The sequence below is a fragment of the Alteromonas sp. V450 genome, from assembly GCF_001885075.1.
In the GTDB taxonomy this organism is placed as follows: Bacteria; Pseudomonadota; Gammaproteobacteria; order Enterobacterales; family Alteromonadaceae; genus Alteromonas.
In genome coordinates this window covers 4127439-4150595 of sequence record NZ_MODU01000004.1, presented here as the reverse complement: position 1 = coordinate 4150595, position 23157 = coordinate 4127439, and the positions used below count along the sequence as shown (strand labels likewise).

Sequence of the window (23157 nt, the reverse complement as noted above, 5' to 3'; positions counted from 1 at the left end):
CCCTCTATTGAGGGGCTTTCACATTAAAAAATCGAGCTGTATTCTTATTTTAACTAGGCGTAATCGCGTTGTGATAAACGTCTTGTACATCGTCACAGTCGTTAAGCATGTCCATGAATTTTTCAAACATAGGCATGTCTTCTTCGCTAATTTCTGTCTCAGTCTGCGGCATCCAGCTCATTTCTTCGGCAATAAAGCTAATGTCTGGGTAGGCTTCAGTTAGCGCTGTCTTTACTTGATAGAATTCTGTGTGTGGTGCATACACCGTCACTTTACCGTCTTCTACTTCAACGTCAGTCACGTCAACGTCTGCCTCCATTAGTACTTCTAAGATGGCATCTTCGTCGTCACCTTCGAACTGGAAAACGGCTTGGTGGTCAAACATATGCGATACCGCACCCTGTGCACCAAGTTTCGCGTTGGTTTTAGTAAAGCAGTTACGTACTTCGGTAATGGTGCGATTGGCATTGTCAGACAAGCAGTCAACAATTACCATGCAGTTACCTGGTCCAAAGCCCTCATAACGCATTGGTTGAAAGTCTTCGCCAGCGCCACCGGCCGCTTTATCAATAGCTTTTTCAATAACGTGGCTTGGCACCTGATCTTTCTTTGCTTTCTCCATGAGGCGGCGAAGTGAAAGGTTAGTGTCTGGGTCGGTACCACCATTTTTTGCGCACACGTAAATCTCTTTACCGTACTTAGAATAAACTTTAGTCTTTTGGCCGGCAGTTTTTGCCATGGCGTTTTTACGTACTTCGAATGCTCTTCCCATCTTAAAATTCTCTTTCTCGCAATTAGAAACGCTGCGTTGGGTTTTATAAGGCTACTGTGCTATCACCTAAGCTTTTCTACATACTTGTAGAAACCCGTTTATCACAACGGATAACGACATTGTCGCAGGTACACAGAAAAAAGTGGCAAAATTCTACCCTATTTCCCCCCCAACAATACAGCCCTTATGGCGTTTTAGTTGCTATTGCGCTAGCAATAACGCGCGATTAGGTTTAAGGCAAATGCTCTGTCGCTAAATAATCGTGCGACTGCATCTCCTTTAACCGACTTAAACAACGCCTAAATTCAAAATTAAGTAATCCTTCGCTATACAAATTTTCTAAGGCTACCTCGGCAGAGATAATAAGCTTAACGTTGCGCTCATAAAACTCATCCACCATAGCAATAAAACGGCGTGCCACGTCGTCATTGTGTTGCCCCATTTCCCTAACATTGGCTAAAAGCACCGAATGATAACAGCGACTTAATTCGATATAGTCACTCTGGCTACGCGGTCCGCCACACAGTGATTGAAAGTCGATCATCAATACCCCATCGGCATTTCTAAGCGTACTTATCTTTCGGTTGTTAACCTCAATTTCTTCGTTTTGCGAGCCTTCTTCTGGCGCTAACTGAGCAAAATAGCCATGCAAATTTTCTAAAGCTTCATTATCTAGTGGATAGTGATAAATTTCCGCTTGCTCTAAAGTACGAAGACGATAGTCAATACCACTATCTACATTCACCACACGAGTATTCTGATTGAGTAAGTCGATAGCTGGTAAGAATCTCGCACGCTGCAAGCCATTTTTGTACAAATCGTCAGGTACTATGTTAGAGGTAGCCACCAGCACAATGCCATGGCTAAAGAGTTCTTCCATCAATGTACCTAAAATCATGGCATCGGTAATGTCAGATACAAAAAACTCGTCAAAGCATATTACTCGCGCTTCTTGAGCCAGCTTAGTAGCTACCAGTTTAAGTGGGTCTTGCGCGTTTTTCAGTTGCTTTAACTCGTCATGTACTCGGTACATAAATCGATGAAAATGCACGCGCATTTTTCTGTCAAAAGGTAAGCACTCATAGAATGTATCGACAAGATAAGTTTTACCGCGCCCTACGCCGCCGTAAAAATAAATACCCTGAATGCCCGGCTTCGCATGGCCTTTGCCAAACGCCGCCTTAAGCTTTACTCGCCAAGTCATTTTCTTTTTAGGCTGGGTTAGCTCGTCGAATAAACGCTGCAATTCTTTTACTGCATTTTCCTGCGCCGCATCGTAATGGAAGTCAGACGACTGAAGATCTAACTGATATTTTTCCCATGGCGTCATCGCCTTAACTACTCCGTACAAAAGTCAATAGCGGCGCTTGCTGCACCGACCTGCTTGAATTTCTCAATTATGACCTTAATTTTAATGGAAATCACGGTAGAATCTCACATTGAAATTCGACATACACTGAATAAATACTATCTGGTATGCGCTTTTCAAGGTCGACCTTGCTATATTCAGATTATGGTCGAAAGCAGTTTAAAAACCGTATCTATGCGGTTGGCTGTTAGATATAGATTGATTCGGAGAATTTAATGGAATTGTTAGTATCTCTTGCTTTGTTGGCTGTTGGTTTAATTATCGGCTTTTTTGTAGGTCGTTTCTTTCAACAAAAGCAGGGCGCTGGGAACGCAGCACAGACTGAAAAGCAAGTGAAAGAAATCCTTGCTCAGCAAGCCCAACATCACATTCATCAAACTAGACAAAGTCTAGAGGCTATTGAAAATCAATGTGAAGTATTAAAGCAACACGTCGAGGAATACGAAAACCTTCTCGAACAAGGCGCTGAAGAAGAACAAAGCAAGGTTCCTTTTTATGGGGATCAAGCCACGACCTATTTACGTAATAACTTAAAAGGGTCTGACAAAGCTAAAGTTAAGCGCGTTTCAGACACACAACCAAAAGACTTTGCAAACTCAGGCTCTGGGTTGTTCGTCGGCGGTTCTGGTCAGAATAACGCAGAAAAACAGTAATATAAGGAACTTTATTTTTGTCTGAGACTCTTTAGTGAAACCATGCTATGTCGCATTTAACATGAAGGAGTGTAAGCGAACATGAAAATGTCTTTCCGCCACTGTTTATTGGCGTCTGCCGTTGTTATAAGTTCATTGGGCTTTACTGCGAGTACTCAGGCGGCGTTGCCTTTCTTTTCCGATAAAAAAGATGAGGTGCCCTCTTTAGCGCCAATGCTTGAAGAAGCGACCCCTGCGGTAGTAAGCATTGCTGTTGAAGGTACGCAAACGTCTCGTCAGCGCGTCCCAGAAATGTTTCGTTATTTCTTTGGCGCACCACAAGAACAAGTTCAGGAACGACCCTTTAGAGGTTTGGGTTCAGGTGTAATTATCGATGCCGACAAAGGGTACGTCGTCACCAACAACCACGTTGTAGATAATGCCGATGAAATTACGGTTAAACTAACTGACGGCCGAGAGTTCAAAGCAAAAAAATTGGGTTCAGATGAACAAAGCGATATTGCTTTGCTTAAAATTGAACCTGATGACTTGAAAGCGTTGCCCCTTGCCGATTCAGACGCACTGCGTGTTGGCGACTTTGTTGTCGCTATCGGAAATCCATTTGGATTATCTCAGACGGTAACATCCGGCATTGTCAGTGCGCTGGGCCGTTCTGGTTTGAACATAGGCGGGTATGAAGACTTCATTCAAACAGATGCTGCAATTAACCGAGGAAACTCTGGTGGCGCGTTGGTGAACCTTCACGGTGAATTAGTGGGTATCAACACCGCTATATTCGGGCCAAACGGAGGTAATGTGGGCATAGGCTTCGCCATTCCCGCTAATATGATGAAAAACCTTGTTGACCAAATAGCTGAATTCGGTGAAGTGCGTCGCGGGCTATTAGGTATACTGGGTAGTGATATTGATGCGGGACTCGCCGAAGCAATGAACGCAGAAGTCAATACAGGTGCATTTGTCAGCGAAGTTCAACCTGACTCTGCAGCAGAAAAAGGCGGCCTTCAAGCAGGTGATATCATCACGGCCATTAATGGAAGGCAGTTGAATAGCTTCCAAGAACTGCGCGCACGTATCGCTAGCATGGGCGCCGGTGCTGAAGTTGAAATTAGCATCATGCGAAAAGGCAAGAAAATGAATGTTGATGTTGTTCTTGATGATGCTGCTGACACCACCGTTACCGCAGCCCAAATTCACCCTGCACTTGAAGGGGCTACGCTCGTCAACGGTACCGACAACGCGGGTAACGCAGGCGTTGTGGTATCAGACATTGAGCGAGGTGCACCGGCTGCGCGAATTGGTCTGCAAGCTGACGACGTGATTATAGGCGTTAACCGCGTTCGCACGTCAAGCGTAGCAGAGTTTAGAAATGCACTTGATGAGGCAAAAGGTGTTATTGCATTGAACGTGAAACGCAATAATTCAACGCTTTATCTGGTGATAAGACAGTAGCCTTCCCCTGAAAACATTACGAGAACGTAGTGATAAAAGTAATATTAGAAACAGCGCCTTCGCGGCGCTGTTTTTTTAACTCAATTTTCATAACCTAATCAACACGTTTACTGACGCACTAAACGCAATCACAAAAAATGCTTTTCTCTACGGTAGTTTATTGAATAAAGTGATATGCTTTAGGTAGAATTTAACATTACTTTAAACAAAGCATCATTAACTATCTACATGCGTTAAGGCGATACAAACAAGCAGTACTGTTGTATCAGCCATTGATGTACGTGATACCTAACTGTGAAGTGTAATTTGTGACTGGTCGTTCAATGCTTAGCTTTTTACTAAAATCCGTATTTTTAGGGCTCGCGGTTGCTGCACTGCTGTTGTTTTTCTTACCCGACCTACGCCAGGGAAATCGCTTCACAGAGGGCTTTTTTTCAGAACCTTCCGTAAGCGCCAGTAGAGAAAGCTATTTTACGGCTTTAAGTCGTTCAGCGCCCGCTGTTGTCAATATTTATAGTTTTAGTATAGAAAACGATGCCGGCTTTTTCAGAAACCAAGTCAGAGAGAGAACGAATCTTGGTTCCGGGGTAATTATGACTGAAAACGGGTATATACTTACCTGTCATCATGTCGTTAAGGATGCTGATAGTATCTGGGTTGCCGTTCAAGACGGTCGTGTATTAGAGGCGCAGATAGTGGGCACAGACCCCCTTACTGATTTAGCGGTATTGAAAGTTACTGCCGATAACTTGCATATTATTCCTCAAGTACCCGAGCCCAACACGCATGTGGGCGATGTTGTTATGGCTATCGGCAACCCCTTTGACTTAGGCCAGACTATTACTCAAGGGATTGTTAGTCGTGCAGGTAGAAACGGTTTATCGCAGTATTTTGATTTCATCCAGACCGACGCGGTATTGAATCAAGGTAACTCCGGTGGCGCACTTGTTGATAGTAACGGGATCTTACTCGGGATCACTAACGCTAACTTTCAAGTGAGAGATTCAAAAAATCGCGTTCACAATATAGACGGCATAAACTTCGCAGTACCTTATGAGCTCGCCAAGCGCGTTATGGATGAGATTATCAGCAACGGAAGAGTAGTCCGTGGCCAGCTCGGATTTACTGGGGGAGTAAACCGTAATCAAATAGGCATCTACGTTTCGGCCATTGCCAAGGGGGGGCCAGCCGATAAAGCAGGTATTCGCCCTGGTGACATAATTCTAGCAATTGATGGTGTTAGTGTAGAAAACGCTTCTAAAACACAAGATATGATTGCTGAAACTGAACCCGGAACCACGATTACAATCGACGTTAGCCGAGACGGTACTCCACTTTCACTTTCAGCAACCGTTACTGAACTACGTACCAATTAGGTTTGAGAAACGTTCAGATTCAATTCACGCCGCTTTGTATAGCAGCAGCTCTCTACAACAAAAACTAAGGCCGCTGCTTTTACAGGCGACTTGACGGTTATATGTTTGAACAATATAAAGTTCAGGACAAAAAAAGAGCTACCATTTAGAAAATAGTAGCTCTTTATTGATTCAGTAACAAAGTCTGACGTTAACGCTTATCCCAACCGCGTTTGCTCGCTGAACTATTCTTTTACGCGACTAATTACAGCGCCAAGCCCACTCAATTTTTCTTCAATCGATTCATACCCTCTATCAAGGTGATAAATACGATTTACATGAGTTTCACCGTCTGCAATTAGACCTGCAATAACTAAACTCGCCGAAGCCCTTAAGTCGGTCGCCATTACAGGCGCGCCCTTTAATTTTGAGCTACCTTTAGACACGGCAGAATTAGCCTCTAAAGCGATTTCCGCGCCCATTCTCTGGAGCTCAGGCACATGCATAAAGCGGTTTTCGAAAATAGTTTCTGTAATAACGCCCGTACCTTGTGCAACGCAATTAAGTGTCACGAATTGAGCCTGCATATCGGTTGGAAAAGCAGGATGCGGCGCTGTTTTTACTCTCACAGCTTGCGGCTTTTTCCCCTCCATATCAAGTTCAACCCAGTCTTCACCGGTAGTGATCTTAGCTCCCGCTTGCTCTAGTTTATCCAGCACGGCATCTAGAGTATCAGGCGCCGCATGCGTGCATCGTACTTTACCACCAGTGACTGCTGCGGCCACTAAGAATGTGCCTGTTTCAATGCGATCGGGCAGCACGCTGTAATCACAGCCACCTAGCTTTTCAACCCCTTCAATGGTGATTTTGTCGCTACCGGCACCTGAAATTTTAGCGCCCATTTGCGTGAGGCAGTTTGCAAGATCAACAATTTCAGGTTCTCGAGCGGCGTTCTCCAGTACCGTAACACCATCGGCAAGCGCTGCTGCCATTAACAAGTTTTCAGTTGCACCAACGCTTACCATATCCATGAAAATGCGGGCACCTTTAAGACGGCCGTCAACTTCTGCGCGAATATACCCTTCATCTACTTCAATTTTAGCGCCCATTTTTTCCAGGCCAGTTAAATGAAGATTCACCGGTCGAGCGCCAATCGCGCAGCCACCAGGCAAAGACACATTCGCCTTGCCTTGTTTGGCTAACAAAGGGCCAAGAACCAGAATTGACGCGCGCATTGTCCTCACCAGTTCGTAGGAAGCGGTTACGCTTGCTAGCGTACTTGCATCAATAACAACATCGTTAGCGGCGGGAAGCGCAACCTCTACACCCAATTCACGAAGCAGAGCCACTGTGGTATTGATATCACGCAGGCGCGGGACATTAGTGTAACGACAAGTCTCGTCAGTAAGAAGGCTTGTCATTAGCAGCGGTAACGCTGCGTTTTTTGCACCAGAAATCCTTACGGTGCCAGAGAGCGCAGGGCTCTTTTTAATTACTAGTTTGTCCACGAAAAACCTTTATTGTGGGATATTGAACTGGCGCTCGCGCTCCCAGTCTTTCACCGAAAATGTTTTAATTGTAATGGCATGCATACTGCCGTCTGCAATTTTGTCGGCAAGGGGCGCATAAACCGCTTGTTGGCGCTTCACGCGGCTCATCTCGTTGAATGCATCGCTCACAGCAATGATGTTGAAGTGCGAACCTTCGCCTTTCACGTGTACCTCGTGAAGGTCAAGCGCTTCTTTCAATATTCTCTCGATTTCAGACAATTCCATAATTCACTTCTTAACTCAGTGTCATCTACTTATTCTAAGGGTAAAAAGCTATCAGCATCGCTAATTTTGGCAAGCTTATGAAGCTTTTCAGGCATTTTATACAGTGTAATGCTAACACCGTTTTGCCTTGAGTCCCTAACGGCATTGATTAACCATGCTAAACCAGCACTGTCTGCTCGCTCCACATCACTGAGATCAATTGTTGAAGCCTTACGGCTGCGTAGCTTTTCCCGTTGCTGTGAAGACAGTTCTGTCCAAAAATTCGAAGACAGTGTGTCACGATCAAGGTGACCGTGAACAACGACATTTCCTTGTTCAGTTACTTCAAAAAGGCTCACTCAGCCTCTCCGTTAATTTCAATTGGCTCGCCTTGTTTTAGCTCTACAGGCTTACCAATTTTATCGCGCATTAACGCAATAACCGCATCAATACCATCTTGACGAAGAATAGACTCAAACTCGCTGCGTTTACTGTTTAGCATGCTGATACCTTCAGCCACCATATCATACGCTTTCCACTCATTTGTCTTGCTGTCTTTACGAACCTTAAATGCAATCTTTATTTCAGGTCTGTTTGGATCCTGAACTACCGCGCGTACGGTCACCGACTTCTTATCGTCAAAACTCGACTCGGGCTCAAAAACCACTTCTTGATTGTCGTAATATCCCATTGCAACAGCGTAGGTTGTCACTAAGTACTGACGAAAGACGCTGATGTACTCGCCCATTTTTTCCTGTGGCACCGATTTAAAGTGCTTTCCCAGCACCATAAAAGCAGCAAACTTATAGTCAATATGCGGAACGAGCTCTTCTTCCATAATGGTTCGTAACATTTCAGGGTCTGCTTTGATCGCATCTTGGTTAGCTTTAATACGGTCAAACGTTCTGTTTGCTACATCTTGTACCAATTCATAAGGGTTTTGCTCATTAACGTCTTGTGCCTCGGCAACGCCTACCACAGACATCATGAACAGCCCAACTGCTACCATAAACTTTTTCAATGTTACTCTCCTAAAAAACATCAACACAAAGCAGACCCGTTAAAACCCTATTAAGTTTCACAGGTCGCTGAAATTTCGTTACCTAATCGTCGTCGTTACCACGGTTAAAGAGGAACTGCCCTATCAAGTCTTCCAACACCAACGCAGATTTAGTGTCTTGTAAATAATCACCATCTTTCAGATTAGCGACACCATCAAAAGAAAAGCCGGGTTGAAAACCTACGTACTGCTCGCCTAGCAAACCTGATGTTAATATCGACACAGAACTCGTCTCAGGAAAGTCTTTATATTCCTTTGAAATAGACAACGTGACTACAGGAGTAAAATCTTCCTGATCGAGCGATATCGAAGATACTCGCCCAACGGTCACGCCACCAACCTTTACAGCAGAGCGCGGTTTCAAGCCGCCAATATTGTCAAATTTTGCATACAATGTGTAAGTGTCACCTTCAGTCGCCACTGTTTGGTTTGCCACTTTGAGCGCTAACAGCAACAAGGCGCCAAACGTGAGCAAGACAAACACACCAACCATTACTTCCGTTTTATACTTATTCATTGCCACCCCTACTCGATGCCAAACATGAGGGCGGTCAGTACAAAATCCAGCCCCAATACTGCTAATGATGAATAGACCACTGTCTCAGTAGTCGCTTTGCTGATCCCTTCCGATGTAGGAATTGAATCATAACCCTTAAATATGGCAATCCAGGTCACAACCAAGGCAAAAACCAGGCTTTTTATTACGCCATTTACCACGTCTTGATTCCAATCGACCGTCGATTGCATGATTGACCAATAGCTACCTGCGTCTACTCCTAGCCAGTCTACACCAACTAAGTGTCCTCCTAAGATACCTATCGCGCTAAATATAACTGCAAGCATAGGCATCGCTAGCATGCCAGCCCAAAAACGAGGCGCAACAATTCTTCTCAGCGGGTCAACCGCCATCATTTCTAAGCTGCTAAGCTGTTCAGTGGCTTTCATAAGTCCAATTTCAGCAGTCAGTGCCGACCCCGCCCGACCAGCGAAAAGAAGCGCCGTTACCACGGGCCCTAACTCTCTCAGCAGCGATAGCGCAACCATTGGTCCCAGGCTACCTTCAGCGCCATAATCGACCAAAATAGTATAGCCTTGGAGCGCCATTACCATGCCAATAAATAAACCAGAAACCATAATGATAAGCAGCGATTGTACACCCACAACATAAAGCTGCTTGATGACTAAAGGAATGTTCTTTAAGCGAGGCACAGCAATTAATGCCCCAAATAACATTAACGCCGCTCTGCCGATAGCGGTAACTCGCGAAATGGTCTTAGCGCCGATAGTTTGCAGTAGTTTCATTTACCTGCTCCTAAAAAACTCTCTTCCAAACTAGAGGCAGGATAGTGAAACGGCACAGGTCCATCAGCTTTCCCTTTTAAAAACTGTTGAACGAGCTCCGATTCGCTCTCTTTAATTTGCTGAGCCGTACCCTCGCCGATAATGCGTTTATCGGCCAGTATGTAGATGTAATCAGCGATGGTAAGTACTTCGGTTACATCGTGTGTTACCACAATACTTGTTAATCCTAATGCATCATTTAACTCACGTATAAGCTTTACCAGCACGCCCATCGAGATAGGGTCTTGCCCGGCAAAGGGCTCGTCATACATAATCAAATCAGGATCTAAGGCTATCGCTCTTGCCAACGCCGCCCTTCTGGCCATGCCGCCAGACAGTTCGCTGGGCATAAGATGTGCTGCTCCACGTAAACCAACAGCCTGTAGCTTTAATGCGACAATCGTTGCGATAAGGTCTTCACTAAGTGATGTATGCTCTCTTAATGGAAACGCAACGTTGTCGAATACACTCATATCCGTAAACAATGCGCCGCTTTGAAACAGCATGCTCATTCTTCGGCGTGTTTGATAAAGGGACTTCCTCGACATAGACACGATTGAATTGCCATCGAATTTCACGTCGCCTTCATTTGGCATCAACTGCCCACCAATAAGACGTAGCAAGGTCGTTTTACCAATACCGCTAGGCCCCATTACTGCCGTAATTTTCCCTTTAGGCACTTTCAGCGAAATACCATCGTAAATAACGCGCTCGGCGCGTTTGAAGGTAAGGTTATCTATCTCGACTAAATGATCCATAACTTATAAATTGTCGACCTCTGACGTTCTTACTCGCTAACAAATGAGCGCAAAAACCTCGTTCATTTAAGCAAATGTGCGTGCTTTCATTGGACACTAAGCACAATTATTGAAGTTCAATATTCAACTTTCGTGCCTGTATCGTATACTGGCGAACATAATACAAAAAGTACACTAAACAGTATACTTTTTAGTGAAAACAAAATACGAAAAGTTTACTGGGGTGTGTAATTTATTGTCATTCTACGCGTTTTCAAGGGCGCAGCCAAAAGCAAAAAGTTACAAGGTATGTTCGAATTAAACGAATGAACTTTCATTAAATGCAGCGCTGCTCTCAAAAGTAACCACAAAAGTACGTTCTATAAGGCGTGTGATTAATTTAAAATGTACAGCGTGCTTTATTAATCGAACCTGAATAAAAGGTTTGAGCATAGAAAATAGTGTTTAATACAAAATAAAGCGTTAGCCCCATAGGCAAATGGCACTGTTTTTGCGACAATCTTGCAAAATTTTGTTTATCAAAGGTTGTTGTGCTTCTAAACATCGTTATCTTCATTGTCGGCCTTGTCGTGCTAAGTTGGAGCGCGGACCGATTCGTATACGGCGCCTCTGCATTAGCGAAGAACATTGGTATTTCCCCCATGATGATTGGTTTAACCATCGTTGCTATGGGTTCTTCTGCGCCCGAAATAGTGGTCTCTGCAATCGCTTCGGTCAATGGCAACATGAACACTGCTGTTGGTAATGCATTGGGTTCAAACATCACTAATGTGGCCTTAGTTCTTGGAATAACCGCACTGGTAAAGCCATTAATCGTTTCGTCTACAACATTGAAGCGCGAACTTCCCGCACTCCTTATTATTTCATTAATTGCCATTGGGTTTCTATTTGATGGTGAGTTGAAATCGTACGAGGGTATTATTCTGTTAGGGCTTTTTATCTTCGTGTTAGCAATGATGGCTTGGCTTTCTTTACAAGTAGATAAAGAAGACCCTCTCGTTGCTGAAACTGCTGACGAAATCCCCAAAGGCGTATCTAACACTGCAGCGCTTATATGGATTGGGGTTGGGCTTGTTATCCTGCCGCTAAGCGCCCACTTTTTGGTAAACTCTGCGGTAGAAATTGCGCGCTACATGGGAATTTCTGACCTCATTATTGGTCTCACCGTTATTGCCCTTGGTACCAGTCTTCCCGAACTAGCAGCGAGCGTAGCAGGTGTGCTAAAAGGCGAAGACGACCTTGCGCTGGGGAATATTATAGGGTCTAACATTTTTAACTTGTTAGCAGTTTTGGGCATGCCCGGACTAATTGCCCCAGGTCTGCTCGACCCAGACGTTTATAATCGTGATATGTACGTAATGTTAGGGCTAACGCTGCTGCTGTTTTTGTTTAGCTTTGATTTAATTGGCAAGCGTACTATTTCTCGTGCTAATGGGCTTATACTTTTAAGCTGTTTCATCGGCTATCAGTTCTGGTTATTTGGATAATGATAAATAAAAACCAAGAAATACATTATATTTCGTCGGCTAGACGTGTGATCGACATTGAAACACAAGCGATAGCAAATTTAGCAGACCGTCTTGATGATAATTTTGTTAAAGCATGCAACATCCTACTATCTTGTGAGGGCAAAGTGGTTGTGTGTGGTATGGGAAAATCAGGCCATATTGGTAACAAGATAGCAGCAACGCTAGCAAGCACCGGAACACCTGCTTTTTTCATGCACCCTGGCGAGGCGAATCACGGAGACTTAGGCATGCTGGGTAAAGGCGACGTTCTGCTTGCTATTTCAAACTCTGGTGAAACCGCTGAGCTAATAAACCTTCTCCCCGTCGTAAAAAGACTAGGGATTAAAGTTGTTGCCATGACCAATAGCGCCAATAGTGCACTGGGTCAGCATGCAGATGTCTTCATTGATATCAGTGTTGACAAAGAGGCGTGTTCTCTGGGCCTTGCTCCTACATCGAGCACGACAGCAACACTGGTTATGGGTGACGCATTAGCGATAGCTTTGCTCGACCATAAAGGGTTTACATCAGATGATTTTGCCCTCTCCCATCCAGGTGGAAGCTTAGGCAGAAAGCTGCTGCTTAAAGTACATGATATTATGTTAGTTGGCGAAGATATACCGCTAGTTAAATCTGGTGATACGGTAGCCGCCGCGCTCCTTGAGATTAGCAAAAAAGGGCTGGGCATGACAGGCATCGTCAACGAACAAGGAACCCTTTGCGGCGTTTTTACCGACGGTGATTTGCGGCGCATTTTAGACGCTCGTATTGATCTACACTCAGCACGCGTAGACGATGTAATGACCCAAGGCGGAAAAACAACACAACAAGACCAATTGGCTGTTGAGGCGTTAAATCTCATGGAAGCCCATAAGATTAACGCGTTAATGGTCATCGATAGTGAACAAAAACCCGTAGGTGCATTTAACATGCATATGTTGTTGAAAGCAGGAGTCCTTTAAGTGGTACAAACACTCTATACTGAACTCGATGATGCATTATTTTCTAAACTAGAGAATATCAAGTTGCTTGTATGTGATGTGGATGGTGTGTTCTCAGATGGCCGCATTTACCTTGGTAACGATGGCGAAGAGTTGAAAGCATTTCATACTCGAGATGGCTACGGCGTGAAAGCATTGGTTAAGCACGGTGTAAGTGTTGCCGTTATTACGGGACGACGTTCTACTATTGTCGAAAATCGAATGAAGTCATTAAATGTAGAACACATTATTCAGGGCGAAGAGAACAAAGCGGACGCTCTGTGTAATTTGTTAAAACACTTGAATCTAACTGCGGATCACGTTGCCACCGTAGGCGACGACATGCCTGATACTGGAATGTTTCAGCATGCGACAGTGAAAATAGCCGTGCACGATGCTCATCCTTTAGTGGCGCAACAAGCAAACTGGATAACAACGTTGCCCGGTGGCTTTGGTGCTGTGCGCGAAATTTCAGATACGATTTTACAAGCCAAAAACATAGAAAACGCCATATTTGGAGCAAGCGTATGAGCCGGTTCGGCTTTAACCGCTTGGGCGTGAGTATCTCTGCCTTATTCAGTTTAGCCGTGCTCATGTATCTCCCTACGTGGATGGAAGAGCCAGAGAAAGATGTGCGTCAGCAACAAAGCGATGCGTTAAAACCATCCTACAAAGCGAAAAATTTAGCAACAACCTTGTACAACCAAGACGGTATGCTTAACCACAAAGTGTTTGCAGAATCTATGGAGCACTACGACCAGTTAGGCTTTGTTTTCTTTCAACAACCCCGATATACACTTTATACGGATAATGCGAATGCTCCGTGGGTTGTTACCGCTAAGGAAGGTACGCTGTATAACAACGAGTTGATTCAACTCGAAAAAGCGGTAACGATTGAAAACAAAACTGACAATGACTTTGTTAAAAATATCACTACCGAATATATTCAAATAAACTTAGAGAACAAGCAAATGACATCTGATCAACCGGTTAAAATACTGGGCACGCAGTATGTTATTTTAAGTAATGGATTCAATGCAGACTTACGCAAACAAGAATACGAGCTTTTAGATCATGTACAAACCACTTATTCCCCTAGCAACTAGCCTTCTACTTGCCATCGCTAGCGGTGCGGTACAAGCCAGTGAAGAAGATTTTTCACAACCCATAAAAATAGGGTCAAATACCCAGTTTATTGATGGTAAAAACAAAACGGCTTTGTACAAGGAAGACGTGCTCATTACTCAAGGTTCACTCCTAATAGAAGCTGATGAAGTAGAAGTAATAGCTACAGATGGCAGCGGCCGTGAAATATTTATCGCCCGTGGCAACCCTGCAAGCTATTCTCAATCACTAGAAGATGGTACACCAGTATCAGCGAAAGCCAATGAAATTCGCTATGAAGTAATTAATCGCACTATTTCTCTGGCGGGTAATGCTGAGCTACAGCAAGATACCAGTAAGGTGCAAGGCGATAAAATTACGTTCGATATGGTTACTGAACAATTGCTTGCAACGGGTGGCGCTGGTAAGGATGGTGAAGGTCGTGTAACTACAGTATTTACCCCTGACACCATTCGTAAAACATCGTCTAAGAAAGACAACGAGGACAATGAATAGCAATGGCAACTTTGAGCGCTAAAAACCTTGCTAAAGCTTATAAATCTCGACAGGTCGTTCGCGACGTGAGCCTTTCCGTTTCTACCGGGCAGATTGTCGGGCTACTTGGCCCTAACGGAGCTGGTAAGACCACTACATTTTATATGATTGTTGGTCTGGTTAATTTGGATAAAGGTAAGATAGAGATTGATGACAATGAACTTACCCATCAACCTATGCACGAACGTGCACGCCGCGGTATAGGCTACCTTCCACAAGAAGCCTCTATTTTTAGAAAGCTTACTGTACATGAAAATATCATGGCCATTCTTCAAACCCGTAAAGATTTGAATTCACAACAGCAAGAAGAAGAAGCCGACGCACTACTTGATGAATTTAATATTAACCATATACGTAATAGTACAGGGATGAGTTTGTCGGGCGGGGAGCGTCGTCGCGTTGAGATAGCGAGAGCACTTGCAGCGAAACCTCAATTTATTTTGCTTGATGAACCATTTGCTGGTGTTGATCCTATATCAGTTAATGATATAAAGAAGATAATACAACATCTTCGCGATAGGGGTATTGGTATTCTTATCACGGACCATAACGTACGCGAAACATTGGATGTTTGTGAGAAAGCGTACATTGTTAGTCATGGCGAGCTTATTGCGCAAGGAACGGCGGAACAGGTTTTAAGTAATCAGAAAGTAAGGGATGTATACCTAGGCGAACAATTCAGGCTATAGTTAGTGTAACCGAATTGTCATTTTTCAGTTTAGCTCTGGTATATTCAATTTAGAGCATTTAAATAAGACGTAGATGAAACCATCTTTACAGCTAAAATTTAGCCAACAACTCACAATGACACCTCAGCTACAGCAGGCGATTAAACTGCTGCAGCTTTCTACGCTTGATCTCCAGCAAGAGATACAAGAAGCGCTCGACTCTAATCCACTATTAGAAGTGGAAGAAAGCCCAGACGAGCCTCAGCTAGAAAAAAACAATATCGACAACGACGATAGTACGCCTGAAGCCACCGCCTCTGCCTCAAGTGATACCCTAGAAGCAGGCGATGCGCTTGAGAAGAACGACCTTCCCGATGAGCTGCCAATCGACAGCACGTGGGATGAATATTACTCTGCATCTTCTGCGCCGGCGCCAGGCCCGTCTAACGACGACGAACAAATCTTCCAAGGCGAGACCACCGAAGACATTCAAGAACATCTTCTTTGGCAAATGCGCCTCACTCATTTTTCAGATACAGACCGCGCTATCGCTACGGCAATTATCGACTCTATTGACGAATCAGGTTATTTAACCGTTACGCTTGACGAGATCTTAGAAGCGGTTAACGACGATGACATGGAAGAGCCAATTGAAATGGACGAAATAGAGTGTGTACTTAAACGCATTCAAATGTTCGACCCTATTGGATCAGGTTCTCGCTCACCTCAAGAATGCCTTATGGTGCAGTTACGTCAGTTTTCTGAAGACACGCCCTGGCTAGCTGAAGCGAAACAACTGATTGAAGAGTACTCTGACTTACTGAGCAGCAAAGACTATCGCACGCTAATGCGTAAGAGTCGTTTAAAAGAAGACCAGCTACGTGAAGCAATGCGTTTACTTCAAACCTTGAATCCTCGACCAGGTAGTGCTTTAGTTACTAAAGAACCAGAGTACGTGATCCCTGATGTCTCAGTAACAAAGAAAAATGGCCGTTGGGTGGTTGAGCTGAACCCCGACAGTCTGCCAAAGCTAAGCGTAAACCAGCAATACGCAGCCATGAGCCGCCGTGCCAAAAACAGTAGCGACTCGCAATTTATCCGCTCACACATGCAAGAGGCCAAATGGTTCATCAAGAGCCTTGAGTCACGTAATGAAACATTGATGAAGGTTGCGAACTGCATTGTGCAGCAACAAATGGGCTTTTTTGAGCACGGTCCGGAAATGATGAAACCAATGGTGCTTAACGATGTCGCAGAAATGGTAGACATGCACGAATCAACGATTTCACGTGTGACAACACAAAAGTATATGCATACGCCACGCGGTATCTTCGAGTTAAAGTATTTTTTCTCAAGCCACGTAGCAACAGAATCAGGTGGAGAGTGTTCCTCCACGGCAATCCGTGCACTAATTAAAAAGCTAGTGGCGGCAGAAAAGCCGGCGAAACCACTGAGTGATAGCAAGATTGCTTCATTGTTGGCCGAACAAGGCATTAAAGTTGCCCGGCGAACAATAGCAAAATATCGGGAGTCTTTGTCGATCCCGCCGTCGAACCAACGCAAAAGCCTTATTTAATTGGCTTAATAATATAAGGAAGACGAAATATGCAAATAAACCTAACTGGTCATCATGTCGAAATCACCGACTCTTTGCGTAATTATGTCGATACGAAGTTCAGCAAACTTGAACGTCACTTTGATCACATTTCTAATGTGCATGTCATCCTGAACGTTGAAAAATTAAACCAAAAAGCGGAAGCGACCGTTCATTTAAGTGGCGCTGAAGTATTTGCATCCTCAGAAAATACCGACATGTATGCGGCGATTGACAGCATGGTTGATAAACTCGACCGGCAGGTAATCAAGCATAAGGAAAAACTTAAAAAACACTAGTAGTTAATCAAGTATGGACATACAAGCCATCGTAAGTTTGGACCGCACCGAGTGTGCGGTTCAATGTAATAGTAAAAAGCGAATTTTAGAAATAATCGCTGAAATTGCAGCAAAAAATAACCAAAACATTGAACAAGCTACCGTGCTCACCAGCTTATTGGCACGAGAGCGTATGGGCAGCACCGGAATTGGCAACGGGATAGCCCTTCCACATGGTCGTCTTGCCGGTCTAGATAGAGTGATTGCTATTGTAGTAACAAGTACACCAGCAATTGATTTTGACGCCCTAGATGAAAAGCCTGTTGATATTTTCTTCGCTTTGTTAGTTCCAGAAGATCAAACTGAGGGCCACTTACAAACTCTAGCAACGGTGGCAGGTAAACTCAGCGATAAAGAAACGATTAAAGCCATACGCCGCGCCACGACCAGCGACGATATTGTTAAAGCCTTAAATTAATGTGAAGGGCAAAGACAGTTTGCCACTATTCTAATCGCTAACTCGGGAAAGGTAGCGTTTAAAGGGAGAATTCAGTTGAAGCTGATAATTATCAGTGGCCGCTCAGGCTCTGGCAAATCTGTCGCTTTGCGTGCGTTAGAGGATTTAGGTTACTACTGCGTAGACAATATTCCGGTTAATCTTCTACCTACGCTAACGCACACTGTTGTTGATGAATACGACCAAGTCGCTGTCAGTATTGATGTGCGCAATCTACCTAAAAACCCAAACGATCTTGTTGAGATATTGGATTATTTACCGTCTTCTTGGTCAATGACGATAGTATATATAGATGCAAGCGACGATGTGCTTGTAAAGCGTTTTAGCGAGACACGGCGTTTACACCCCCTGGCGAAACTCAATAAGTCCTTATCTGAGGCGATAAAAGCAGAATCAGCGTTACTGGCGCCTATTGTTGAACGAGCCGACCTATACCTCGATACCGACAAACTAACCATCCATCAATTGGCAGAGCTTATACGTGAACGAATATTAGGAAAGAAAAGTTCTAGGCTCGTATTGGTGTTTGAATCGTTCGGTTTTAAACACGGGATCCCGAAAGACGCAGACTATGTGTTTGATGCGCGCTTCTTACCTAACCCACACTGGGAACCCGATTTAAAACATTTAACGGGCTTGGATGCGCCCGTCGAAGTTTTTCTTGGCTCTCAGCCTGTTGTGACCAAGTTTGTTTGGCAGATACAAAACCTTATCACTACTTGGCTACCGCACTTAGAGCGCAACAATCGCAGTTATGTAACGGTAGCAATTGGCTGCACAGGCGGCCAACACCGTTCTGTCTACATCGCTCAAAGCTTATCTAAAACATTTGGCGAACTTCACCCCGACGTCCAAATTCGCCATCGAGAACTTAACCAGTAATGACTATTCAAAAAACACTTACAATCGTTAACAAGTTAGGGTTACATGCGAGAGCTGCTACTCTGCTTGTGCAGTTGGCCAATCAGTTCGATGCGAAAATTGTGCTTAAAAAAGGTGAAAAAGAAGCCGATGCCAACAGCGTTTTAGGCCTTATGATGCTTGAAAGCCATCAAGGCGAGCAAGTTGACGTAATTGTTAACGGCAACGATGCTGAAGCCGCAATGTCAGCCATAGAGTCTTTAATAGAAGGCAGGTTCAACGAAGACGAATAGGTGAAGCACAAAAAGCCGATTAATAATTCAGCAGTCGGAGGATGATGTCTTAAAATAAGCCGATTTGTCATAACAGTTTTATCATAAGTGCGATATTCTAACTGTGGACAGCACGCGTTCTTAGGCCCCATTGCCTATTTCTATATATCGATGACTTAGCGGAAATATCCCTTTATGGCAGAAGCGCTCGTTTCTAAATACGTACAAACCCAATTACGTTCAATCAATGCCGCGTTGATTAATGGGCAATTCGTGTCTGTACGTAAGCTGTTACTTGAACTTCCTCCCTCTGATGTAGCACACATATTAGAATCTAGTCCAAGCCGCACCCGAGATGAACTGTGGGAACTCATAGATGGTGACTTTCACGGCGATATTTTAGAAGAACTGTCGGACGATGTGCGTAACGGTATTATCTCGAAAATGCTACCGGCCAATGTGGTTGATGCACTAGAGGAAATGGATACCGATGACTTAGCGGAGACACTCAGCAGTCTTCCTGAAACCGTGCTTGCAGACATATTAGATTCGATGGATGCGCAAGATCGAATGCGTGCAGAGCAGGCGTTATCGTATGGTGAAGAAACTGCCGGTTTCATCATGAATACCGATACAATAACGCTTAGACCTGACGTTACTGTTGACGTAGTGTTGCGCTATATTCGGTTAAAAGGTGATTTACCAGAGAACACTGACACGTTTTACGTAGTAAATCGTACCGACAACTTAGTTGGTATAGTACCAGTTACACGATTATTAACCGCAGATACTGACGACAAAGTATCTGATGTAATGGACACAGAGTCTGAAGCAATACCCGTTAATATGCCAGACGACGAAGTTGCAAGCCTGTTTGAGCGCTATAATTGGTTATCTGCCCCTGTCGTTGACGAAAACCATAGGCTGGTTGGAAGAATAACAATCGACGACGTCGTCGATATTATTCGCGAAGATGCAGAGCACTCTATGATGAGTATGGCTGGTCTTGAGGATGATGAAGATACCTTTGCTCCGGTAATGCAAAGTACTAAACGCCGTTCCGTTTGGCTCGCTGTTAATTTAGTTACCGCGCTTATGGCTGCAATGGTGAGTGATTTATTTGAGGCGACGCTAAGCCAGCTAGCCGTTTTGGCCATTCTCAATACTATTGTGCCTAGTATGGGTGGCGTTGCGGGCAACCAAACGTTAACTCTTGTCATTCGTGGTATGGCACTTGGGCACGTGAACGCCAGTAACTCGCGGTGGCTAATAAGTAAAGAGATATCCATCGGATTTTTAAATGGCGCTATATGGGCTGTACTCATTGCTTCTGTAATTGCACTGTGGAAACAAGACTATATGCTTGGCGTAATCATAGCCTTTGCAATGATGGTTAACATGATAGCTGCGGCACTTGCAGGCGCTACTCTTCCCATGATCATGAAGCGACTCAAAATAGACCCTGCGCTAGCTGGAAGCGTTATACTTACCACAATCACTGATGTGGTTGGTATCTTCGCTTTTCTAGGGACAGCAACGTTGTTTTTGATCTAGTCGCGACACGTTTATGCACTAAGCGCTTTAGCCACGTAGCCAGAGACATTGAGCTTATAGCCTACTCCCCAAACAGTTTGTACAAGTTGTCCTGCATTTTGCATGCTAGTGACTTTATCTAACTTACTTCGTAAACGGTTAATATGAGTGTTAACAGTGTGCTCGTAACCTTCGTGATTATACCCCCACACGGCGCTCAACAACTGGTTTCGAGAAAATACTTGGTTTGGATGACGGCAAAAATAGTCGAGCAAAGCAAATTCACGTGCCGTGAGTGACAAGGTCTGGCCATTTAGCATAACGCTATGGTAGCGCTGGTCTATCTGTAGCGGTCCCACCTCAATATGGTCAACAACGTTACTGGATTGATTTTTAGCATCCGTAATAGGTATGCTACGCCGCATATGCGAGCGAACGCGTGCTAAAAACACACGCTCGTTGAATGCCCCTTTTAGGAAGTCATCTACACCAGCATCAAAATAATCAACTTCATCAGCTTTTACTTCTAAGGAAAGAGTATCTTGGCTTTCGAGGGCAATGATCCAGCTATCTGGATTTTGCTTAACCAGTAGCTCAATCCTAGCAAGGCAGTCTGCGCAAGCCCCTACTTCAACAATGATCAGCGCATAGTGCTTTATGCTGAGCAAAGAAGCCGCCGTATTAAAACTTGATACGGCATCATACAAAAATGCTTGCTCGCTCAAACACTGAGTGATGGTTTGTTGAAACGCGTTCGCTCTGTAGATTACTAAGATCATGGTCCTCTCCTTATGCGCCGATAAGAACATGACCGGAAAAGTTGATTTATTATTCCATTTTCGTAAAAAATTTCTTTCACCTACGTTTATCTTTCGACCGAAAATACTCTCCCGGTGCGTTGTTTTTGCAATCAGCGCTTAAACAATAAACGCGCAACAAGGAGAGAAAAACACTCTAATGTTCACCTTCTTATTTATTACTTCCGTTATTTTTCGACAAAAATCTGTGCTCATTTTGTGATACTTCTGTGATGAATTGTCATTTCCACTGCCCTAAATTTTTAAGTGCATTACAAGCGTTGCCCTTACAATTGAAAAAGGATCAAGAACAATGAAATTCGCTTCACTTACTAGCGCTACTTTATTATCGCTAGCGACAATGTCTGCCAGTCAGGCCATCACACTCGACATAGAAATCACTAACTTAACGCAGGCACAAAGTTTCACACCCCGTTTGGTTATTGCACACGAGGCAAGTGTCGATGCTTTCGAAGTAGGCCAACCCGCTTCATCAGCACTGGCTTGGTTAGCTGAAGCAGGCGTTATTGACGATGAGCAAAACCCTGATTCTGCGGGAGCAAACTTTGAAGCGTTACTCGGCCCAGCAGATACCGATAACGGCACTAATACATGGCACCGATTCGGCGGCTTACTGGCCCCGAAAGCGTCATTGAGTTACACATTTGATACCATGGACAAGCCTTTGCTCTCGCTACTCTCTATGCTTATTCCAACCAATGATGCCTTTGTTGGCATGGATAGCATTGAAATTCCTGTTGTACCAGGTACCTATACCTACTACTTAAACGCGTACGACGCCGGTACAGAGTTAAACGACGAATTAAATAGTGCAAGAACAGACATTGTTGAAGCCGGTACCGGAAACGCTTTAGGCGGTTATGGTGTTCCTGGCGTGGCAGGTGGTGGCGCGCCAACAAGAATTGTTGACTTAGGTACCGGAGGCACAGGCGTTGGTGCACAAGTAACAAATGGTGAGGTTGAAGACGGAGAAGATGGCCCTGTTCACATCCACCGAAATACGCTGGGTGATACCGACAATACAGCCGGAGCAAGTGATCTAGATTCAACTGTACATCGTTGGTTGAACCCAGTCGCTCGTGTTGTCATTACTGATCCTGCACCATAAGGAGCGCAAAATGACTACACCAAAATTAAAGCTAAGTGCTCTGTTAATACTCTCTGCATTGCTATCTGCATGTGGTGATGATGGTGACACTGGCCCACAAGGCCCCGCTGGACCACCAGGTCCTCCTGGAGAGCCCGGCGCTAACGGTCAAAATGGTACCGACGGACAAAACGGCTCCAATGGAAATTCTGCAGTCTACACAGTACAGATAACCAACCTGACGTTTGCTCAACCTTTTGCACCTGCAGCAATTATCCTTCACGAGTCAGGTTACCTAGCGTTTAACGAAGGGGAGCCCGCGACGACAGGTATAGAAATAATGGCTGAGGGTGGCGACCCTTCAATGGTAATTGATGAAGCAATGGCATCTACCACATTTCTTGATGCTCAGAACTCTGGGGGCATCTTGCCTCCTAAAACTACCGGTGAGAGCGTTACCCTGGTCGTTCCCGAATTGGACAGTGACGACCTTCGTTTGACGGTAACGACGATGTTAGTAAACACAAATGACGCATTTACTGGGCTAAATGCAGCAAATGTAAGCGACATGGCAATCGGTGAACACAGAACGTTTATGACGGTAACGTGGGATGCAGGTACCGAAGCTAACAGCGAAACAGCTGCTACATTACCTGGACCGGCCGCTGCAGCCGCAGGAGGCGGAGGCGCAAGTGCAGGTTATGATCCAGTAAGAAATGACTTGTCTGATATGGTAAGACTGCATCAAGGTGTTGTGACCAATGCTAATGCTAACGACCCCAGCAGAGAAGGATTGGCTTCATCTATCCTCGGTGAAGAACATCGCTTTGACTTCCCAACAAGTCGAATAATAATTACAAGGACAAGATAA

Annotated in this window: 27 protein-coding genes; 17 read left to right on the top strand and 10 right to left on the bottom strand. The window is 44.5% G+C overall.

Features of this window, described 5'->3' with window-relative positions; translation table 11 throughout:
- Positions 1–49: 49 nt before the first annotated feature.
- Positions 50–772 carry a YebC/PmpR family DNA-binding transcriptional regulator gene (locus tag BK026_RS18365; protein WP_071817230.1) on the bottom strand — a complete coding sequence of 241 codons (723 nt, stop codon included), beginning with the start codon at positions 770–772 and terminating at the stop codon, positions 50–52.
- Positions 773–1004: 232 nt separating this feature from the next.
- A complete protein-coding gene (gene zapE, locus BK026_RS18360) occupies positions 1005–2102 on the bottom strand; it encodes a cell division protein ZapE (RefSeq protein ID WP_071817229.1) in 1098 nt (365 codons plus the stop codon).
- Positions 2103–2356: 254 nt separating this feature from the next.
- Here zapE and BK026_RS18355 point away from each other — a divergent pair, with 254 nt between their 5' ends.
- The 3 genes from BK026_RS18355 to BK026_RS18345 all read left to right on the top strand — a co-directional run bounded on the left by BK026_RS18355 (position 2357) and on the right by BK026_RS18345 (position 5619).
- Positions 2357–2794 (top strand): ZapG family protein, encoded by a 438-nt coding sequence (locus BK026_RS18355; RefSeq protein ID WP_071817228.1) that lies wholly within the window; start codon positions 2357–2359, stop codon positions 2792–2794.
- An 87-nt stretch (positions 2795–2881) separates the two neighbouring features.
- A complete protein-coding gene (locus tag BK026_RS18350; RefSeq protein ID WP_071817227.1) occupies positions 2882–4243 on the top strand; it encodes a DegQ family serine endoprotease in 1362 nt (453 codons plus the stop codon).
- Between the two features lie 308 nt (positions 4244–4551).
- Positions 4552–5619 (top strand): trypsin-like peptidase domain-containing protein, encoded by a 1068-nt coding sequence (locus BK026_RS18345; protein ID WP_083575124.1) that lies wholly within the window; start codon positions 4552–4554, stop codon positions 5617–5619.
- Between the two features lie 224 nt (positions 5620–5843).
- On the opposite strand, the gene murA is transcribed toward BK026_RS18345, so the two are convergent.
- The 7 genes from murA to mlaF form a co-directional block, all read right to left on the bottom strand.
- Positions 5844–7106 carry a UDP-N-acetylglucosamine 1-carboxyvinyltransferase gene (gene murA, locus BK026_RS18340; protein ID WP_071817226.1) on the bottom strand — a complete coding sequence of 421 codons (1263 nt, stop codon included), beginning with the start codon at positions 7104–7106 and terminating at the stop codon, positions 5844–5846.
- 9 nt (positions 7107–7115) lie between these two features.
- Complete coding sequence (locus BK026_RS18335) at positions 7116–7373, bottom strand: BolA family protein (RefSeq protein ID WP_071817225.1); 258 nt, start codon at positions 7371–7373, stop codon at positions 7116–7118.
- A gap of 29 nt (positions 7374–7402) precedes the next feature.
- Positions 7403–7711 carry a lipid asymmetry maintenance protein MlaB gene (locus tag BK026_RS18330; protein WP_071817224.1) on the bottom strand — a complete coding sequence of 103 codons (309 nt, stop codon included), beginning with the start codon at positions 7709–7711 and terminating at the stop codon, positions 7403–7405.
- Positions 7708–8373: a phospholipid-binding protein MlaC gene (locus tag BK026_RS18325; protein WP_083575193.1), complete on the bottom strand. Its 666-nt coding sequence runs from the start codon at positions 8371–8373 to the stop codon at positions 7708–7710. The genes BK026_RS18330 and BK026_RS18325 overlap by 4 nt, the downstream gene beginning before the upstream one ends.
- 82 nt (positions 8374–8455) lie before the next feature.
- Positions 8456–8929: an outer membrane lipid asymmetry maintenance protein MlaD gene (gene mlaD, locus BK026_RS18320; RefSeq protein WP_071817222.1), complete on the bottom strand. Its 474-nt coding sequence runs from the start codon at positions 8927–8929 to the stop codon at positions 8456–8458.
- A gap of 8 nt (positions 8930–8937) precedes the next feature.
- Positions 8938–9714: a lipid asymmetry maintenance ABC transporter permease subunit MlaE gene (gene mlaE / locus BK026_RS18315; protein WP_071817220.1), complete on the bottom strand. Its 777-nt coding sequence runs from the start codon at positions 9712–9714 to the stop codon at positions 8938–8940.
- Entirely contained in the window at positions 9711–10511 is an 801-nt protein-coding gene (gene mlaF / locus BK026_RS18310) for a phospholipid ABC transporter ATP-binding protein MlaF (protein WP_071817219.1), read from the bottom strand. Before mlaF ends, mlaE begins: the two co-directional genes overlap by 4 nt.
- A 530-nt stretch (positions 10512–11041) precedes the next feature.
- Here mlaF and BK026_RS18305 point away from each other — a divergent pair.
- The 12 genes from BK026_RS18305 to mgtE all read left to right on the top strand — a co-directional run bounded on the left by BK026_RS18305 (position 11042) and on the right by mgtE (position 20402).
- Positions 11042–11998, top strand: coding sequence for a calcium/sodium antiporter (locus tag BK026_RS18305; RefSeq protein ID WP_071817216.1), 957 nt, complete (start codon positions 11042–11044; stop codon positions 11996–11998).
- Entirely contained in the window at positions 11998–12981 is a 984-nt protein-coding gene (locus BK026_RS18300; protein WP_071817215.1) for an SIS domain-containing protein, read from the top strand. The genes BK026_RS18305 and BK026_RS18300 overlap by 1 nt, the downstream gene beginning before the upstream one ends.
- Positions 12982–13530, top strand: coding sequence for a 3-deoxy-manno-octulosonate-8-phosphatase KdsC (kdsC, locus tag BK026_RS18295; protein ID WP_071817212.1), 549 nt, complete (start codon positions 12982–12984; stop codon positions 13528–13530). It abuts the gene before it with no gap.
- Entirely contained in the window at positions 13527–14105 is a 579-nt protein-coding gene (gene lptC / locus BK026_RS18290; protein WP_071817210.1) for an LPS export ABC transporter periplasmic protein LptC, read from the top strand. Before kdsC ends, lptC begins: the two co-directional genes overlap by 4 nt.
- A complete protein-coding gene (lptA, locus tag BK026_RS18285) occupies positions 14074–14619 on the top strand; it encodes a lipopolysaccharide transport periplasmic protein LptA (protein WP_071817208.1) in 546 nt (181 codons plus the stop codon). Before lptC ends, lptA begins: the two co-directional genes overlap by 32 nt.
- A 2-nt stretch (positions 14620–14621) precedes the next feature.
- Entirely contained in the window at positions 14622–15347 is a 726-nt protein-coding gene (gene lptB / locus BK026_RS18280; RefSeq protein WP_014948343.1) for an LPS export ABC transporter ATP-binding protein, read from the top strand.
- A gap of 73 nt (positions 15348–15420) precedes the next feature.
- Positions 15421–16902 carry an RNA polymerase factor sigma-54 gene (locus tag BK026_RS18275; RefSeq protein ID WP_071817206.1) on the top strand — a complete coding sequence of 494 codons (1482 nt, stop codon included), beginning with the start codon at positions 15421–15423 and terminating at the stop codon, positions 16900–16902.
- 29 nt (positions 16903–16931) lie between these two features.
- Positions 16932–17219 (top strand): ribosome hibernation promoting factor, encoded by a 288-nt coding sequence (hpf, locus tag BK026_RS18270; protein WP_012517338.1) that lies wholly within the window; start codon positions 16932–16934, stop codon positions 17217–17219.
- A 13-nt stretch (positions 17220–17232) separates the two neighbouring features.
- Complete coding sequence (gene ptsN, locus BK026_RS18265; protein ID WP_071817204.1) at positions 17233–17676, top strand: PTS IIA-like nitrogen regulatory protein PtsN; 444 nt, start codon at positions 17233–17235, stop codon at positions 17674–17676.
- 75 nt (positions 17677–17751) lie between these two features.
- Positions 17752–18597 (top strand): RNase adapter RapZ, encoded by an 846-nt coding sequence (rapZ, locus tag BK026_RS18260; protein ID WP_071817203.1) that lies wholly within the window; start codon positions 17752–17754, stop codon positions 18595–18597.
- Positions 18597–18869, top strand: coding sequence for an HPr family phosphocarrier protein (locus BK026_RS18255; RefSeq protein WP_071817201.1), 273 nt, complete (start codon positions 18597–18599; stop codon positions 18867–18869). Before rapZ ends, BK026_RS18255 begins: the two co-directional genes overlap by 1 nt.
- A gap of 174 nt (positions 18870–19043) precedes the next feature.
- Positions 19044–20402 carry a magnesium transporter gene (gene mgtE, locus BK026_RS18250; RefSeq protein ID WP_071817199.1) on the top strand — a complete coding sequence of 453 codons (1359 nt, stop codon included), beginning with the start codon at positions 19044–19046 and terminating at the stop codon, positions 20400–20402.
- 11 nt (positions 20403–20413) lie between these two features.
- On the opposite strand, the gene BK026_RS18245 is transcribed toward mgtE, so the two are convergent.
- Positions 20414–21160 carry a response regulator transcription factor gene (locus BK026_RS18245; RefSeq protein ID WP_071817198.1) on the bottom strand — a complete coding sequence of 249 codons (747 nt, stop codon included), beginning with the start codon at positions 21158–21160 and terminating at the stop codon, positions 20414–20416.
- Between the two features lie 331 nt (positions 21161–21491).
- Between BK026_RS18245 and BK026_RS18240 the strand changes: the two genes are divergently transcribed.
- The gene (locus BK026_RS18240; RefSeq protein WP_071817196.1) at positions 21492–22307 is read left to right on the top strand and encodes a spondin domain-containing protein; all 816 of its coding nucleotides are present in this window, start codon (positions 21492–21494) and stop codon (positions 22305–22307) included.
- Between the two features lie 10 nt (positions 22308–22317).
- A complete protein-coding gene (locus tag BK026_RS18235) occupies positions 22318–23157 on the top strand; it encodes a spondin domain-containing protein (RefSeq protein ID WP_071817194.1) in 840 nt (279 codons plus the stop codon).